The organism is Rhizobium sp. SRDI943 (genome assembly GCF_057653695.1).
Map to the genome: position 1 here is coordinate 128,056 of NZ_JBYGKN010000003.1, position 16,480 is coordinate 144,535.

At 60.6% G+C, this 16,480-nt stretch carries 15 protein-coding genes and 1 pseudogene; 13 read left to right on the top strand and 3 right to left on the bottom strand.

Annotated elements, in window-relative coordinates; translation table 11 throughout:
* Positions 1-90: 90 nt before the first annotated feature.
* Genes AC245Y_RS31905 through AC245Y_RS31930 form a run of 6 tightly spaced genes read left to right on the top strand, consistent with a single transcriptional unit; the run spans position 91 to position 5,852 of the window.
* Positions 91-1,047, top strand: coding sequence for an ABC transporter permease (locus AC245Y_RS31905; protein ID WP_012760163.1), 957 nt, complete (start codon positions 91-93; stop codon positions 1,045-1,047).
* A 2-nt stretch (positions 1,048-1,049) separates the two neighbouring features.
* On the top strand, positions 1,050-2,006 hold the full coding sequence (locus tag AC245Y_RS31910; protein ID WP_012760162.1) for an ABC transporter permease: 957 nt from the start codon (positions 1,050-1,052) through the stop codon (positions 2,004-2,006).
* Positions 2,003-3,010, top strand: a complete 1,008-nt coding sequence (locus AC245Y_RS31915; RefSeq protein WP_017997106.1) for an ABC transporter ATP-binding protein — start codon at positions 2,003-2,005, stop codon at positions 3,008-3,010. The genes AC245Y_RS31910 and AC245Y_RS31915 overlap by 4 nt, the downstream gene beginning before the upstream one ends.
* Positions 3,010-4,002 (top strand): ABC transporter ATP-binding protein, encoded by a 993-nt coding sequence (locus tag AC245Y_RS31920; RefSeq protein WP_026157687.1) that lies wholly within the window; start codon positions 3,010-3,012, stop codon positions 4,000-4,002. The genes AC245Y_RS31915 and AC245Y_RS31920 overlap by 1 nt, the downstream gene beginning before the upstream one ends.
* Entirely contained in the window at positions 3,999-5,063 is a 1,065-nt protein-coding gene (locus AC245Y_RS31925; RefSeq protein WP_017997108.1) for a four-carbon acid sugar kinase family protein, read from the top strand. Before AC245Y_RS31920 ends, AC245Y_RS31925 begins: the two co-directional genes overlap by 4 nt.
* Before the next feature lie 24 nt (positions 5,064-5,087).
* Complete coding sequence (locus AC245Y_RS31930; protein WP_017997109.1) at positions 5,088-5,852, top strand: FadR/GntR family transcriptional regulator; 765 nt, start codon at positions 5,088-5,090, stop codon at positions 5,850-5,852.
* 117 nt (positions 5,853-5,969) lie between these two features.
* Here AC245Y_RS31930 and AC245Y_RS31935 read toward each other — a convergent pair.
* The 3 genes and pseudogenes from AC245Y_RS31935 to AC245Y_RS31945 all read right to left on the bottom strand — a co-directional run.
* Positions 5,970-6,734: pseudogene (locus AC245Y_RS31935) on the bottom strand (protein-L-isoaspartate(D-aspartate) O-methyltransferase); the annotation flags it as partial.
* 155 nt (positions 6,735-6,889) lie between these two features.
* A complete protein-coding gene (locus AC245Y_RS31940) occupies positions 6,890-7,894 on the bottom strand; it encodes a sugar-binding transcriptional regulator (protein WP_012760157.1) in 1,005 nt (334 codons plus the stop codon).
* An 89-nt stretch (positions 7,895-7,983) separates the two neighbouring features.
* Entirely contained in the window at positions 7,984-9,018 is a 1,035-nt protein-coding gene (locus AC245Y_RS31945) for a sn-glycerol-3-phosphate import ATP-binding protein UgpC (protein WP_017997111.1), read from the bottom strand.
* A gap of 155 nt (positions 9,019-9,173) precedes the next feature.
* Here AC245Y_RS31945 and AC245Y_RS31950 point away from each other — a divergent pair, with 155 nt between their 5' ends.
* The 7 genes from AC245Y_RS31950 to AC245Y_RS31980 all read left to right on the top strand — a co-directional run bounded on the left by AC245Y_RS31950 (position 9,174) and on the right by AC245Y_RS31980 (position 16,462).
* Positions 9,174-10,532, top strand: a complete 1,359-nt coding sequence (locus AC245Y_RS31950; protein WP_020487142.1) for an extracellular solute-binding protein — start codon at positions 9,174-9,176, stop codon at positions 10,530-10,532.
* Positions 10,533-10,545: 13 nt separating this feature from the next.
* Positions 10,546-11,511, top strand: a complete 966-nt coding sequence (locus tag AC245Y_RS31955; RefSeq protein ID WP_017997113.1) for an ABC transporter permease subunit — start codon at positions 10,546-10,548, stop codon at positions 11,509-11,511.
* Positions 11,512-11,513: 2 nt separating this feature from the next.
* Positions 11,514-12,434 carry an ABC transporter permease subunit gene (locus AC245Y_RS31960; protein ID WP_012760153.1) on the top strand — a complete coding sequence of 307 codons (921 nt, stop codon included), beginning with the start codon at positions 11,514-11,516 and terminating at the stop codon, positions 12,432-12,434.
* A 28-nt stretch (positions 12,435-12,462) separates the two neighbouring features.
* Positions 12,463-13,191 carry a glycerophosphodiester phosphodiesterase family protein gene (locus AC245Y_RS31965; protein WP_017997114.1) on the top strand — a complete coding sequence of 243 codons (729 nt, stop codon included), beginning with the start codon at positions 12,463-12,465 and terminating at the stop codon, positions 13,189-13,191.
* Between the two features lie 3 nt (positions 13,192-13,194).
* Positions 13,195-13,917 carry an HAD family hydrolase gene (locus AC245Y_RS31970; protein ID WP_017997115.1) on the top strand — a complete coding sequence of 241 codons (723 nt, stop codon included), beginning with the start codon at positions 13,195-13,197 and terminating at the stop codon, positions 13,915-13,917.
* Between the two features lie 123 nt (positions 13,918-14,040).
* The gene (locus tag AC245Y_RS31975) at positions 14,041-14,769 is read left to right on the top strand and encodes an SDR family oxidoreductase (protein WP_017997116.1); all 729 of its coding nucleotides are present in this window, start codon (positions 14,041-14,043) and stop codon (positions 14,767-14,769) included.
* Between the two features lie 55 nt (positions 14,770-14,824).
* Positions 14,825-16,462 carry an FGGY-family carbohydrate kinase gene (locus tag AC245Y_RS31980; protein ID WP_017997117.1) on the top strand — a complete coding sequence of 546 codons (1,638 nt, stop codon included), beginning with the start codon at positions 14,825-14,827 and terminating at the stop codon, positions 16,460-16,462.
* Positions 16,463-16,480 lie beyond the last annotated feature (18 nt).

Below are 16,480 nucleotides of genomic sequence, written 5' to 3' on the forward strand. Positions count from 1 at the left end.
GGCCGCAAGGCCTTCGCGCACGTATCAAAAAGAAGAGATGCGATCGCAGCCAAAAGCGGGAACGCGTCGAACAACAGGTGGGAGGTGGCCTTGCTGCGCTACGTGCTAACCCGATTTGCCATCTGGATTCCGTCCGTTTTGGTGGTGATGCTGGCGGTCTACGCGCTGGCCTTCTATGGTGCAGGCGATCCGATCAAGCTGATCTTCCTGCGCGCGCCAGGCGACGTCGCCTATAATCCGCAGCGCATCGAAGCCATTCGCGAAAGTGCCGGTCTCAACAAACCCTTCATCGTCCAGTTCGGCCTTTACATCTGGAACCTGCTGCACGGCCAGTTCGGCAATTCGTTGACCTCGGGCCGCTCCGTCTGGGCAATGGTCTCGGCCGCAGCCCCCGTCTCCTTCCAGCTTGCGATCTGTTCCATCATCCTGACCGCCGTCGTCGCGATCCCGCTCGGCATGATCGCTGCGCTCAACCAGAATTCGCGCATCGACTATGCCATTCTGGGCTCCGCACTCTTCCTCTGGGCGATCCCGGCCTATGTCGCCGGTCCGATGCTGATGGTCGGCCTCATCGTGCTGCTGCCGGGTGCAAGCGTGCCCTATGGCTGGGGCGGCATCTTCGATGTCCGTATCCTGCTGCCGTTGCTCGTCCTTTCCTTCCAGCCGATCGCGCTGATCGTGAGGCAGACGCGTGCCGCCGTCATCGAGGTACTGTCGGAGGATTTCGTCCGCACCGCCCGCGCCAAGGGCGTGCCCGAGATCATCGTGGCATTGCGCCATATCCTGCGGCCGGTGCTGACGCCCGTCGTCACGCAGCTCGGCCTGATCATGATCACCATCGTCAACGGCGCGATCTTCGTCGAACTCGTCTTCGGCCTGCCGGGCCTCGGCCGGTTGACTGTGCAGGCGCTGATCAATTCCGATTATCCGGTCATTCTGGCGATCACGCTGATCGGCTCATTCCTGGTGATGGTCTCGAACCTCCTGGTGGATGTGCTCTATCCGCTGCTCGACCCGCGCGCCAATGATTCAAGAAGGAGCCGCTGACCATGTCCGCCATCCCTCTTTCCACCACCGAAACCGTCGAAGAGCCGGTCAGCCTGTGGCGCGATGCCTGGTATCGGCTGAAGCGCAACAGGCTCGCCATCTTCGGCCTCGTCATCGTCCTGATCCTCGGCTTCACGGCGATCTTCGGCCCCTACCTCACGCCTTATGATTATTTGAGCCAGGACCTCAACGCCCGCAACGTCCTGCCGTCGATGAGCCACCTCTTCGGAACCGACGATCTCGGCCGCGACGTCTTCAGCCGCGTGGTCTTCGGCACACGCACCGCCTTCCTCGTCGCCATCATCGTCACCGTCTTCGCGGTGCTGATTGGCCTCGTGCTCGGGGCCGTCGCTGGTTTCTTCGGCAATCCATTCGATCGCGCCATCATGTGGCTGACCGACGTGACGATGTCGGTTCCCAACCTGCTGCTCGTCGTCGTCATCAACGCCTCGCTGAAATCGCCGATCAGCAAATGGATGGAGGCGCGTTATCTCGCGACCCTCAATCCCTTCTACCGCGAAACCATGTGGGTGGATTTCATTCTCGTCTTCGGCTCGATGGCGCTGATCTCCTGGCCGCCTTACGCCCGTCTCGTGCGCGCCCAGGTACTGTCGATCCGCAGCCGGCCCTATATCACCGCGGCCCAGGCGCTCGGCCTGTCGAACTGGATCATCATCAAGCGTTATGTCATTCCGAATGCGCTCGGCCCCCTGATCGTCTCGGTCAGCGCCGGCCTCGGCACGGCGATGGTGCTGGAAAGCGCCTTCAGCTTCCTCGGCGTCGGGGTCAATCCGCCAACGCCGAGCTGGGGCAACATGATCTCGGACGGCCTGCGCGTCTGGCAGCATTATCCCCACCTTCTCGCCGCTCCGGCGGCCGTGCTCGGCCTTGCCTCGGTTGCCTTCAGCTTCCTTGGCGACGGACTCAACGACGCGCTCAATCCGCGGGGCAGCAAATGATGGATACGAAAAGCACCGACCGCCTGCTCGATGTCAGGGGCCTCACCGTCGAGATCGACGGCCGCAACGGCCCGGCCGTGGTCGTCGATGGCATCGATCTCCATGTCAACAAGGGCGAGACCCTTGGCGTCGTCGGCGAATCCGGCTGCGGCAAGAGCCTGACCATGCTGAGCCTGATGCGGCTGCTGCCGAACAAGATCAAGGTCACCAAGGGATCGGCGACATTCGACGGCCGCGACCTGCAGACGATGTCGAATCGCGAGCTGCGCAAGGTGCGCGGCGGCGATATCGGCTTCGTCTTTCAGGATCCGATGACTTCACTCAATCCGGTGATGCGCGTCGGCGACCAGATCTGTGAGCCGCTGGTCTACCATCGCGGAATGAAAAAGGCGGCGGCCCGCGCCCGCGCTGTCGAACTTCTGCGGCTTGTCGGCATTCCCGGCCCGGAAGAGCGCCTGCAGGCCTATCCGCACGAGCTCTCCGGCGGCATGCGCCAGCGCGTGATGATCGCGATCGGTCTTGCCTGCAATCCGAAGCTTTTGATTGCCGATGAGCCGACGACGGCGCTCGACGTCACCATCCAGGCTCAGATCGTCGATCTGGTGAAGGATCTCAGAGCCAAGCTCGGCATGTCGGTCGTCTGGATCACCCATGATCTGGCGCTGATCGCCGGCCTGGTCGATCGCGTCGCCGTGCTCTATGCCGGCACGGTGGTCGAGGATGCGCCGGTCGACGAGCTCTATGCCCGCCCGAGCCATCCCTATACGCGCGGCCTGCTGTCTTCTATCCCGAAGCTTTCGGACCCGCCGGCAAGCCGGCTGAGCTCGATCGGCGGCACGCCGCCGGAGCCTGGCCGCCGGCCGAAGGGTTGCCCATTTGCGCCGCGCTGCCCGCTTGCCGAAGCCATATGCCACGAGAAGGTGCCGCAGCTCGAACCGTTGAGCGGCAGCGCCAATCACCGCGCCGCCTGTTTCGTCGTCCAGAGAATGCAGGAGGCCGCGTGATGGGCGCTCAACCGCTGCTCAAGATCGAAAACCTGGTCAAGCATTTCCACGTCAAGCTCGGCGCCTTCGGCGAACGCTCGGCAACCGTCTATGCCCTCGACAATGTCAATCTCGACATCATGGAAGGCGAGACGCTGAGCCTGGTCGGCGAATCCGGCTGCGGCAAGTCGACGACCGGTTTCACCATCCTCAACCTCTACAAGGCGACCAGCGGCAAGGTCGTCTACAAGGGCCAGGATCTCGCGACGCTCGACGAGAAGCAGATGCGGCCGTTTCGCCGCGACCTGCAGATCGTCTTCCAGGATCCCTATTCGACACTCAATCCGCGCATGACGGTGGGCGAGGCGATCGGCGAGCCGATCCTCTTCCACAAGCTCTGCACCAAGGCCGAGCTGAAGGACAGGGTGACGACACTGCTCACCGATGTCGGCCTGCCGACGCGGTTTGCCCAGCGCTACCCGCACGAGCTTTCCGGCGGTCAGCGCCAGCGCGTCGTCATTGCCCGCGCGCTCGCCTGCCAGCCGAAATTCATCGTCTGCGACGAGGCGATTTCGGCGCTCGACGTGTCGATCCAGGCACAGATCATCAACCTGCTGCTCGATTTGCAGGAAAAATACGGGCTGACCTATCTCTTCATCGCCCATGATCTCGCGGTCGTGCGCCATATCAGCACCCGTGTCGGCGTCATGTATCTCGGGCGGCTGGCCGAACTTGCCAGCCGCGAGGAACTGTTCGACAATCCGCTGCATCCCTATACCAGAGCGCTGCTGTCGGCCGTTCCGGAGACCGATCCGGAGCATGAGCGCACGCGCCAGCGCCAGATCCTGCAGGGTGATGTGCCGAGCCCGCTGAACCCGCCGACCGGCTGCCGTTTCCACACGCGCTGCCCGATCGCCATGGATGTCTGCAGCAAGGTTATCCCCGCGTGGCAGGAAGCAAAACCCGGCCATCTCGTCGCCTGTCACGCCGTCAACACCGGACAGACCGCATGACGCTGAAGGCCGTCATCATTGCCGATGACCTGACCGGCGCGCTCGATACAGGCACGCCCTTCGTCGAAGCCGGCCTTTCGATTTCGGTCGCCGTTGATGTCGAGGCCGCAGAGGATGCCATCGCCACTGGCTGTGACGTGGTCGTTATCAACACGGCCTCGCGCGCGCTCGGCGAGCGCGAAGCTGCCGAAAGGGTGCGCTTCGCGACCGAGGCACTTCGTGGCGTGAAGCCCGCAGTCGTGATGAAGAAGATCGACTCCCGTCTGAAGGGCAATGTCGCGGCGGAGAGCCTGGCGCTGGCAGATGCGCTCGGCCTGGAGACTATCCTCGTGGCGCCCGCTATTCCCGATCAGGAGCGCGTGACCTACAGAGGCTGTGTTGTCGGCCGCGGCGTCGACAAGCCGCTCCCGATCGCCGATCTGTTCGAGAGCCGCGCAGGCAGCGTCACCGTTGCCGATGCGGAGAATGACAGTGATCTCGACCAGATCGTGGTTGATCAGGACTGGCGGCTGGCACTTGCGGTCGGCGCACGGGGTCTGGGTGCTGCTCTTGCCCGCCAGCTCGGCGAAACGGGGCGGCAGCCGGTGCCGGAATTTGCAGCGACCCGACGCACCCTTTTCGCTTTTGGCTCGCGCGATCCGATTACCGCTACCCAGATGGACCGGCTCGAAGCCTCGGGTGTCCTGCGCATGGTGGTAGACGCGCCGATGGGGCAGGTCGAAGTCGGGGAGGGCATGGCGCTGCCGGCGCTGCTGCGCTGCACCGGCGATATGACAGCCGATGCAGCAGAGGTCGCCCGCTGTTTTGCTGCAGGCGTTAGATCGGTCATCGACGATACCAGGCCTGACATGCTGATGGTCGGCGGCGGCGATACGGCGCTTGCCGTTTTCCAGGCGCTTGGGGTCAGAGTGCTGGCGCCGCAGGGCGAAATCGAAGCCGGTGTGCCGTGGTTCGATGTCACGGCAGCCGACGGGCGGCATTTTCGGTGCGCCGTGAAGTCGGGGGGCTTCGGCAAGCCCGATAGTTTGATAAGACTGGTCCTTTGGAATCGGGCGGCATAGTAAGATACCGTCGGGGAGAATGACGTGGCTGAAGTGAATGGCGAATCTTTGAACGCGGAAGCCGGCCCGCCGGGCAAGCCCGAACGCGGCAAGGGCGTCAAGCTGGTCGATCGCGTCTTCGACCAGTTGCTCGAGCGTATCCGCGGCGGAAACTATCCGCCCGATTCACGCCTTCCCGGCGAGCATGAGCTTGCCTCGATGCTGGGTGTGTCGCGGCCGATCGTCCGCGATGCGCTGGCGCGCCTGCGCGATCAAGGCATGGTCTATGCCCGGCAGGGCGCCGGCACCTTCGTCAGCGCGCATGGATCGCCGACGACGCAGCTTGCCTATTCGCCGGTCAAGACCATCGCTGACATTCAGCGCTGCTACGAATTCCGACTGACGATCGAGCCGGCGGCCGCCTATTTCGCCGCCAAACGCCGCAATGAGCAGGCCATCCAGAAGATCGCCAGCGCGCTTGCGGATCTGCGTGAGGCGACCAGCCACCAACTTCATCGCACCGACGCCGATTTCCTCTTCCACCGCGCGGTGACGGAGGCTGCCAACAATCATTATTACACGGCCTCGATCGATGCGCTGAAGGCTCATATCGCCGTCGGCATGCATCTCCACGGCCTCTCTTTGCTCGGCCCTCGCCAAGGGTTGGAACAGGTCTATGAAGAGCATAACGCCATCTACAAGGCGATCGCCGATGGCCGGCCTGACGATGCACAAAGACTGATGAAGGCGCATCTCGAAGGCTCTCGGGACCGTCTGTTCGAGGGCAGGGTGCTCGATCTATCCTTCTGACGGGCATTCCCAAGCGGTGATCAACTCAAAAATGGTAGAGAGTTCATACTCTTAACTCGCGATGTCTCCTTCGTCGTCGATTGTCAGCCGGATTTCTGCTGCTTGATGATGCTGATGCGGCAGCGCGGGCAATTTGTCTATCTTTCCCATGCCCCCTCCCTGTGCGTCTTGCGGAGAGCTTGGCTCGGAGGCAACCGTTCCCGGCAACGAGGGGGCCGTTGCCGTGTACATCGGATGGGTAGCAGTCCAGGCGTCTTGGCCGATCAAGGGAACGAAGCGCACCCCGCCGAGATCTTCTTCCTCGAATGCGGTGGCGCCGGTGCGCGTGAGCCGTTTCAGGCGCTGCCCTTCACCGCGGCCGACCGGAATGATCAGCCGCCCTCCAAGCCCCAGCTGTTCTTTCAAGGCGGTTGGCACCTCGGGTGCGCCCGCGGAAACGATAATGGCATCGAACGGAGCGGCTTTCGCCCAGCCCTTGCTGCCATCGCCGACGCGAACGTCGATGTTGCGGTATCCCAGTTTCTCGAACCGTTCCTTAGCCTCAAGCGCCAGCTTTTCATGGCGCTCGATAGAATAGACATACCTTGCTATCCGGCTGATGAGGGCGGAAGCATAGCCAGAGCCCGTTCCGACCTCGAGCACTTTGTCACCGGCATTCAGATTGGCCTTTTCGAGCATCAGAGCCACGATGAATGGCTGCGAAATCGTCTGGCCCTCGCCGATCGACAGCGGCGCATCCTCATAGGCGAATTCCTCGGAGCCTGGAGGAACGAATTTTTCGCGCGCCACCATGCGCATCGCCCCGATGACGTTTTGATCGCGAATGCCACGACACGTCACGTGGTGCTCCACCATGCGATCTCGAATGCGCGTCATATCCATGGATCAGCTCCACTGCCGCCGATTGCCTCTGGGGGCAATTTCTGGGCGGTGCAGAATGTAAAACAGATGGGCGACCGGAGAGTTCCTGAGATGCGCAGGCGCACGTGGATGTATCCGGAGGAGCTCGCAGCCGGGATCGGCCGTCGATGCGCGGTCTATGACCCGCCGCGCGTCCTCAACTCGGTAGCAACGAGTTGCGCCTGCAGTGCGGTCGCTTCGTCGCAAATCAGCACGTTTCCAAGGCCGGACAACAAAACCGCGGCAATTGCGTGAACCTTGTTCAAGCCGCCCGATGCGAAGACGACATTGGGAATGGCTCGTAACACCTCAAATTCCGGAGCAATCGCGCACCTGTTGATCGGATGCTCGATCGGGCGCCCGGTCTTATCGACAAACTGGCCAAGCACGTCACCACAGGCGCCGGCTGCGACAAGCTCTTCTATGTTGATGTTGCTCGGCAGGCCGTAGCGCATCAGCAGTGAGCGTTCGGTCATGTCGCCGATGCTGAGCACGATGACGTCATTGGCCTCGATCTGCCGGAAGGCCGCTTCAAAGACGTCTTGTCTGACGATCGCTTCGCGCGACTCGGGGCTGCCGGCGTAAATGGGCGCGGCAAGATAGGAACATTCGGCATTGAGCTGGCGGGCAAGGTCGCTTGCGATATCAAACGTGTTGATTTCGATGCCATGCGTCAGTCCGCCCATGACAGAGTTGACACAGATTTCGGGTCGCCGCTGTGAAGGCATATGACGCACCATTTCGCGCAGAGTGGCTCCCCATCCGACGCCGATACCGCGAATGTTGCCGCCGTTCAGCAACTGAACGAGATAATCGGCTGCCGCTTGACCGAGCAGGACGGGGATGAGGTCCTCATCCTCTGGAGTCGGTACGATGATAGCCCTGGTGAGCGAGAATTCCGCCGCCAACTGCTGTTCCAGAGCCACACAGGATGTCAGCCGCGAATTGAGCGTGATCGTGACCAATCCTGATCGGCGCGCTTCTGCGATGATCTTGTTGACGCGAAGCCTGTTGGTTGAAAGTGCTTCGGCAATTTCACCTTGCGTGCGCCCCTCCATGTAATAGAGCCAAACCACGCGCACCTGCATTTGCTCATCTGGGAGCGCAACGGGGGCGAATGGAGAATTTCTATTCTGCGTCATGCAATATCTGCGCCTCCGCTTTGACGGCTATGGATCGCGAATTCCTGCCGTTGTCAATTGTGACGGTTGGATGCCGTTTGCTTCCCCTGTCAATCGGTTCGACGCCCGGTCGCCCGGTTGAAGGGATGCAGGCCATCCATTCCCACATGACACGAAATCCGATCACCTTCCTGCAGACGCTGATTGGTGGAAACACTGGCCACGACGCGCTTGTCCGCGCCATCGATGCGCAAATGGACGTTATTCTCATCGCCGACGGTCTCGATCAATTCAACGAAAGCGTCGAACCGGAGATCATGCGCTGAACTCCCACCGAGATTGATTGCACTCGGCCGGATGCCGATGACATCGGTATCCCTGGGAAGCGCGAGTTGGCAGGGGCCAAGCTGATCGAGATCGATCAGGTTCATCGGCGGTGAGCCAATGAACCCTGCCACGAACACCGTTTCAGGCCGGCGGAACACCTCGATTGGTGTCCCGATCTGCTCGATCCGGCCACCGTTCATGACCACCAGCCGGTCGGCAAGCGTCATGGCCTCGAGCTGGTCGTGCGTCACATAAAGGCTTGTCGTTTTAAGCTGCCGCTGCAGTCTTCGGATTTCGACGCGCATTTGCACACGCAGCTTCGCATCCAGGTTGGACAGCGGTTCATCGAAGAGAAAGGCGGCGGGATCGCGGACGATGGCGCGGCCCATGGCAACCCGTTGCCGCTGTCCGCCGGACAGCTGGCGGGGGCGCCGCTCGAGGAATTCGCCAATCTCCAGAATGCTGGCGGCATTGGCGATTCGCCGATCAATCTCGCCGCGAGCGACACGGCGATTTTTGAGGCCGTATTCGAGATTCTGCCGAACGGTCATGTGAGGATAGAGCGCATAGTTTTGGAACACCATGGCGATGTTGCGGTCGGCCGGATCGACATGGCTAACGTCGCTGCCAGCGATCCTGAGGTGCCCGGAGCTTATGGCTTCTAGGCCGGCGATCATACGAAGCAAAGTCGACTTTCCGCATCCCGACGGTCCGACCAGCACGATCATTTCACCATCTGCGACGGTGAGATTGATCCCCTTCACCGCGGAGACGGGGCCGTAATTTTTCTTCAGGTCAATCAGTTCGATCGCTGCCAAAGTATCCTCCCTTCGATATCGTCATACATTTGTAACACGCTATTGACATTTGTAACAAGTGGCCCCACCCTTGTTTTCATCGCCACCTTGGGAGGGGTTGATCGGCGCTGGACGTGCCGGTCGGCGAACACAACGGCAATGGAGAGGAAAGCGAAATGACGACAGAATTTTCGATGGGCGCTCGCATAGGACGGAGATTCCGGTCCTTCGCGGCAGGCGCTGCTCTTATGACGCTCGGATTGGCAAATGCAGGCGACGCCAGTGCAGCTGATCGCGTCAAGATCGAGTGGTGGAACGCAGCAAACGGCCGCCTGGCCGAGATCACCAAACAGCTGATTTCGGACTTCAATGCCTCGCAGGACAAATATGAGCTCGTTGGCATCAGCAAAGGCAATTACGAGGAAACCATGGCGGCGATGGTGGCTGCCTATCGCGTCGGTCAGCAGCCCGTGCTTATCCAAGCCGCCGAGCGAGGCTTTCTGACCATGTATAATTCCGGCGCCATCATCCCGGTGCCGGAGCTTATGGAGAAGGAAGGCTACAAGATCGACTGGGGCAATTTCATCGCTCCGGTCGCGGGCTTTTATCTCGTTGACGGCAAGCCGGCGGCAATGCCCTTCAACAGCTCGACACCGATCTTCTGGTACAATGCCGATCACTTCAAGGCAGCCGGCTTCGACAAGCCGGCCGAGACCTGGCAGGAACTCGACAAGCAGTTGCACGCTATCAAGGAGAAGGGAATTTCAAAGTGCCAGATGGCGCTTGCAAACGACTTCTATTGGAGCCTGATCGAGAACTACGCCGCGATCCAGGACCAGCCTTACGGTACCAAGGCAAACGGCTTCGGTGGTCTCGATACCGAATTCATCTTCAACAAGAGCCCGCTGATCGTCGGCCAGGTGACACGCCTCAAGACGTGGCTCGACGATGGGGTCCTGCAGATCGCCGGGCAAGGCCTCTCACCCGACCAGCTGTTTACCTCTGGCAGTTGCTCGACCTATGTGGCCTCGACCGCGGCGCATGCCGCTGTTGAAAGCGGTGCGAAATTTCAATGGAGCGCGACGTTCCTACCGCATGAGGAGGGCATCGAGCCTAAGAACAGCACCATTGGCGGCGGAGCGCTTTGGGTGTTGAAAGGCAAGTCGGACGAAGAATACGCAGGCACTGCGGCCTTCTTGAATTTTGTCGCCTTGCCGAAGACACAAGTCTGGTGGAGCAAGCAAACCGGCTATGTCCCGGTGACGAATGCCGCCTACGAAGAGGCCAAATCCGAGGGCTATTTCAAGGAGCATCCGACCCGCGAGGTCGCCATTCTCCAACTCACGCGCGGCACGCCAACCGACAATTCGCGCGGCTTCCGCTTTGGCAATCACAACCAGTCGATGGCGCTTCTGGTTGAGGAGATCCAAGGCGTGTGGACCGGACAAAAAACGCCGCGGGAGGCACTGGATGCTGCGGCGGCCCGCGGAAACCAGATCCTTCGGCAGTATGAGCAGCTTCATGCAGCAAAGTAAGACCCTCGGAGAGATGGGGGGCGCCACCCGGCGCCTTCGCATCCCGCACGCTCTTTCGGCGGGCCGCCTGATCGCGCCGTCGTCGGATGCTGGATTGAAGTCCGCTCACTTCAACAGGCCGTGGCTCGCCTTCGGACTTGTCGCGCCGCAGCTGCTGATCCTGTTGTTCTTCTTTTTCATACCGTCTTACAAGGCACTGTCGTTGGCCTTCGTTCAGGTCGACCCGTTCGGCGGCACGCAAATCTTCGTCGGGCTGAAAAACTTCTACAATCTGTTCGCAAGTCCGGAATATCGAAGCAGTGCGCTATTCACCCTCTGGTTCACCCTCGCACAGAATGTTGCAACGCTTGTGCTTGCAGGTCTGTTTGCATTCGCAACCGATTTCGTGGTCAGGGGCAGGGGAATTTATAAAAGCATAATCCTTCTGCCCTACGCGATCGCCCCGGTGATTTCAGGCGTGATCTGGGCCTTCCTGTTCAATCCTGCGGTCGGACCGGTCGCTCAATTTCTGCATGGGCTCGGTTTCGAATGGGATCCGAACCGGCGTCCTTTCGATGCGCAGCTCCTGGTGACCATCGCGTCGGTCTGGAAGAATGTCTGCTACGACTATATCTTTCTCGTCGCCGCACTGTTGGCCGTGCCCGTTTCGCTGCTGGAAGCGGCAAAGCTCGATGGCGCAAAACCCGTTCGGCGCTTCTTCACAATTTCGCTTCCCCTGATCTCACCGACGATCTTCTTCCTTGTGGTGATGAACTTCGTCTACGGGCTGTTTGAGACCTTCGGCATTATCGACGCGGTCACGCGCGGCGGCCCGGCCGGTGCAACGAACAGCATGGTTTACAAGGTTTACCAGGATGGTTTCGTGCAACTGGACCTCGGGTCGTCGGCCGCACAATCCGTGCTGCTGATGTTTATCGCCATCCTATTCACCATCGTTCAATTCCGCGCCCTCGAGCGCAAGGTCAATTACCAGGTGTAATCATGCCCGAACGTCATCTCGGTCTTTCGATCTTCTGCCATGCCATACTGCTGATTGGCGCGGTCTTTGTCTGCCTTCCTCTCTACTTCGCTTTCGTCGCCGGTTCATTGACGTTGCAGGAGGTTCAGCAGGCACCGTTCCCGGTCATCCCAGGCCCGCATTTTCTCGAAAACCTTGCCGCCGCCTGGCAGCAAGGCGAGTTCTCGCAGTTGTTTTTGAATTCGATCATCGTCACTGCCGGCATCGTGATCGGAAAGCTGGCGATCTCATTGATTGCAGCATTCGGCGTAACCTATTTTCGCTTCCCGTTTCGCATGACGGCATTCTGGCTCATTTTCGTATCGCTGATGCTTCCAGTCGAAGTCCGCATCATCCCGACCTATGAAGCGGTCGCCGATGCCGCCGGGCCGCTGCGCTGGTTGGCCGGGTCGATCGGTCTTTCCGGTGTCGTTGAAGGGCTCACCGGATACAGTATCGAAACATCCTTGAAGTGGAACATGGTCAACAGCTACGCCGGCCTCATACTACCGCTCATCGCCTCTGCCTCCGCGACCTTCCTTTTCCGGCAATTCTTCCTGACCGTTCCCGATGAACTTTGCGAGGCGGCCAAGCTCGATGGAGCCGGCCCGCTGAAATTCTTCAAGGACATTCTCCTTCCACTCTCGAGCGCCAATATCGCGGCCCTGTCGATCATCCTGTTTCTCTATGGCTGGAACCAGTATTTGTGGCCGCTGCTTTTCACCACGGACAAGGAGATGGGAACTGCGGTCCTTGGGCTGAAGCAGCTCGTTCCCGTCTCGGACTCAGCACCTGCCTGGAACATCGCGATGAGTGCGGCACTTCTCGTCATGCTTCCGCCTGCGGCCGTCATTCTCTTCATGCAGCGCTGGTTCACCAAGGGACTGGTGGACTCCGGAAAGTAACATCCCGAATTTCAAGGATATTCAGACAATGGTGCATATCATCGGCCACCGTGGTGGTCGCAATCTCTGGCCCGAGAACAGTCTTTCGGGCTTTCGCAAACTCGCGCAAATGCCGGTAGACGGTGTCGAATTCGACATTCACCTGACGCGCGCGGGAGAAGTGCTTGTCATTCACGACCCGACGCTGGAGCGAACGACAGATGCCGACGGGCTGGTCGCCGACCTTCACCCCGGCGAAAATCGCGCGGTGCGGCTCAAAGAGAGCGACGGGGAGACCATTCCCACATTGGAAGAAGTTCTCGCCGTCTTCAAGGACACGTCGCTCGAGCTTCATATCGAACTGAAAACCAATGCCGACGGAACGCCCTATGAGGGGCTTGCCGCCAAGGCAGCCGCTGCGGTCGATCGCCTTGACCTGGCGAAGAGGTCAATTCTCACCAGCTTTCATCCGGACGTGCTCGTCGACATACGCAGGGTTGCTCCGCATATCCGCACTTTGTCGTCGTTCGATTCCAAGTCGGCCGAGCGTCTCGGTCTGATGAACGGCCTCAGCTTGCTGAAGGAATGCTCCGATATCATCGCCGTCGAGAAGTCGCTGCTTACGGCACAATGGGAGCAGATTACCGAACTCGTGCCGGTCGACCGTCTTGGAGCCTGGGTCCCAAACGACATCGGAGATCTCGAATACTGGCTTGCCAAACCGATCCGGCAGATCACCACGGATCGGCCGGATCTCGCATTGCAGGCGCGGAGGTGAGAGATGCTCGATAACCGCGTCGATTGCCCCGGTATGCCGGACCACCAAGGCTTGGAAAGCATTGATCTCGTGATCTTCGATTGCGACGGCGTGCTGATCGATAGCGAGCCGATCGCCAGCCGCACCTTGGCGGAAACTCTGCAAGGTGCCGGCATTGCGATCACCGCCACAGAGGCTCATCTCAAATTTACCGGCAATTCAGAAAGCATCATCGGCGAGATGTGCCGGCGCGATTACGGGATTATCGATATCCCCGAATTGTTTGAAACATGGCACCAGAGTCTATTCGAAGAGTTTTCACGCTCGTTGCTGCCGATCCCCGGCATTGCCGATGTCGTCTACGGACTTCAGCGACCAAAATGCGTTGCGTCAAACAGCACGATGCAGCGGCTTCGCAAAAGCTTGGGCATATTGGATCTGTGGAGCGCATTTGGAGAGGAGGTTTTCAGTGCCGAAGCCGTCGCCCGGCCGAAGCCCGCGCCCGATCTCTTGCTGCACTGCGCGGAGCGTTTTCGAGCCCGTCCCTCCAGATGCGTCATGATCGACGATAGCAGTCATGGCGTGGCGGCAGCCGTTTCCGCAGGAATGACGGCCGTCGGATTTGTCGACCCGGCCGATCCGAGACCTGACCGGCATACGACATTGGTGACAGCTGGAGCATTTGCCGTTGCCATGGGGGCGGAGCAACTTGTCGCCATCCTGGAGGATATCGGAGGCACGCTGTGAGGGTCTCCGGCGCAAAAGGCTTTCATTCGCGGTCTCACCCGATGGCGTCTGGTTCGGGCATAAACCCTGCTCTCGTGGCAGCCATGGACGCGTCCCATCCCGCTTCTGCAAGGAATATTCCTCGTGACTGATCTCATGAAAGGCAAGGTTGCCGCCATTACAGGTGCCGCATCGGGCATCGGTTTGGAATGTGCGCGCACTCTCCACGCCGCAGGTGTAACGGTCGTGCTCATCGACCGCGCCAAGGACAAGCTCGAAGCTCTTTGCAGGGAGATCGGCGGAGGCGCTCTGCCGCTCGTCATCGATCTTCTCGATGGAAAGGAGGTCTCGGGAATATTGCCTCGCATTCTTGACGTGGCCGGCGGGCTCGACATCCTCCACGCCAATGCCGGCGCCTATATTGGCGGTCCCATTGTCGAAGGCGATCCGGATGCCTGGGACCGCATGCTCAACCTCAACATCAACGCGGCCTTCCGCTCGGTCCATGCGGTGCTGCCGCACATGGTTGCCCAGAAGTCCGGCGACATCCTGTTTACGAGCTCGATCGCAGGCGTCGTGCCGGTCGCGTGGGAGCCGATCTACACAGCTTCGAAATTCGCAGTTCAGGCCTTCGTCCATTCCACGCGCCGGCAAGTGGCTCAGCACGGCGTGCGCGTCGGTGCGGTGCTGCCAGGACCTGTCGTCACAGCCTTGCTCGACGACTGGCCGAAGGCGAAAATGGAGGAAGCGCTGGCCAATGGCAGCCTGATGCAGCCGAAAGAAGTGGCCGACGCCGTCCTTTTCATGCTGTCGCGACCGCGTAATGTGACTGTCCGCGATCTTGTGATTCTGCCGAATAGCGTGGATCTGTAAACACCGGCCCCAGACTGCAGTTAGCCTGATCCTTGCCGACTTCAAAGGAGAGACCATGAGCGACACATCTCGCACGCCAGAAGCAGATGCCAAACATGTCATCGGCGTCGACGTCGGCACCGGCAGCGCCCGCGCCGGCCTGTTCGACCTGACCGGCCGGATGCTTGCGTCCGCCAAGCGGAATATCACCCTGTTTCACGAACCGGGTTCCATGGTTGAGCAATCGAGCACCGAGGTCTGGGCGGCGGTTTGCGCGGCAGTGCGCGAGGTGGTTTCCTCGGCCGGGGTCGATCCGGCGTCCGTCATGGGGCTGGGGTTCGATGCCACCTGTTCGCTCGTCGTCCTCGGCGAAGGCGGCAAGCCGCTTCCGGTCGGGCCTTCGGAAGATCCGAACCGGGACGTCATCGTTTGGATGGACCACCGCGCCGTCCCGCAGGCGGAGCGCATCAATGCGCTCGGCCATGACGTCCTGCGTTACGTCGGCGGCCGCATCTCGCCTGAGATGGAAACGCCCAAGCTCCTCTGGCTGAGGGAAAATCGCCCTGAAGTTTTTGATGCCGCGTGGCAATTCTTCGACCTTGCAGATTTCCTGACCTGGAGAGCGACCGGCGATCTGTCGCGTTCGACCTGCACGGTCACCTGCAAGTGGACCTATCTCGCCCATGAAAAGCGCTGGGATGGCGATTATTTTCATCAGATCGGCCTCGGCACGCTCGCCGACGAAGAGTTTGCCCGCATCGGGCAGGCTATCGTCGAGCCCGGTTCGGCCCTCGGTCGAGGACTGACCACGGCTGCGGCCGGCGAGCTCGGCCTGAAGCCGGAAACGCCCGTCGCTGCCGGACTGATCGACGCCCATGCGGGCGGAATAGGAACCGTTGGCATCGGTACCGATCCACAAGCCAATCTGGCCTATGTTTTCGGCACTTCCTCCTGCACGATGACATCGACAGCTGAACCGTCGTTCGTGCCCGGTGTCTGGGGGCCTTATTATTCGGCCATGGTGCCGGGACTATGGCTGAACGAGGGTGGCCAGAGTGCCGCCGGCGCGGCGATCGACCAACTGCTCGCCTTCCATCCGGCTGCCGCGGAAGCGCGGGAGCTTTCGAAGAGGGCGGGCGTTCCGCTGCCGGTTCTGCTCGCAGATATGGCCGCCCGAAAGGCGGGCCGTTCTTCCGACGCCGTCATGCTTGCGAGCGGACTGCACGTCGTTCCCGAGTTCCTCGGCAACCGCGCGCCCTTTGCCGATCCGCATGCCCGCGCAATCATTGCTGGTCTCGGGATGGAGGACGATATCGGCAGCCTGGTCTCTCTTTACGTGGCAGGGCTTTGCGGTATCGGCTACGGCCTCAGGCAGATCATCGAGACGCAGGTCGATGCGGGCGTTACCATTGAAAACATCGTCATCAGCGGTGGCGCCGGCCAGCACGATTTCGTTCGCCAGCTGCTTGCCGATGCGAGCGGTAAGCCGGTCATCGCGACAAATGCTGAGGAACCGGTGCTCCTGGGGGCCGCCATCCTGGGCGCTGTCGCCGGCGGTCTGTTTGCGGATGTACGCGAAGCGATGACGACACTCTCGGCGGTCGAAACGACATTCCTGCCATCAGAAGGGCCGATCCCTCATATTCATGACAAGCGTTACGAAGGGTTCAAGGAACTTCAGGCCCTGGCGCGCAAGCTGCGTATCGAGAGTTAGATTCCAACGCCAATCCGC

Excerpts from the sequence above, each read along its gene's own strand:
- AC245Y_RS31910 (WP_012760162.1), top strand. The coding sequence starts at position 1,050 with ATGTCCGCCATCCCTCTTTCCACCACCGAAACCGTCGAAGAGCCGGTC.
- AC245Y_RS31915 (WP_017997106.1), top strand. The coding sequence starts at position 2,003 with ATGATGGATACGAAAAGCACCGACCGCCTGCTCGATGTCAGGGGCCTC.
- AC245Y_RS31920 (WP_026157687.1), top strand. The coding sequence starts at position 3,010 with ATGGGCGCTCAACCGCTGCTCAAGATCGAAAACCTGGTCAAGCATTTC.
- AC245Y_RS31925 (WP_017997108.1), top strand. The coding sequence starts at position 3,999 with ATGACGCTGAAGGCCGTCATCATTGCCGATGACCTGACCGGCGCGCTC.
- AC245Y_RS31940 (WP_012760157.1), bottom strand. The coding sequence starts at position 7,894 with ATGACGCAGAATAGAAATTCTCCATTCGCCCCCGTTGCGCTCCCAGAT.
- AC245Y_RS31950 (WP_020487142.1), top strand. The coding sequence starts at position 9,174 with ATGACGACAGAATTTTCGATGGGCGCTCGCATAGGACGGAGATTCCGG.
- AC245Y_RS31955 (WP_017997113.1), top strand. The coding sequence starts at position 10,546 with ATGGGGGGCGCCACCCGGCGCCTTCGCATCCCGCACGCTCTTTCGGCG.
- AC245Y_RS31960 (WP_012760153.1), top strand. The coding sequence starts at position 11,514 with ATGCCCGAACGTCATCTCGGTCTTTCGATCTTCTGCCATGCCATACTG.
- AC245Y_RS31965 (WP_017997114.1), top strand. The coding sequence starts at position 12,463 with ATGGTGCATATCATCGGCCACCGTGGTGGTCGCAATCTCTGGCCCGAG.
- AC245Y_RS31970 (WP_017997115.1), top strand. The coding sequence starts at position 13,195 with ATGCTCGATAACCGCGTCGATTGCCCCGGTATGCCGGACCACCAAGGC.
- AC245Y_RS31980 (WP_017997117.1), top strand. The coding sequence starts at position 14,825 with ATGAGCGACACATCTCGCACGCCAGAAGCAGATGCCAAACATGTCATC.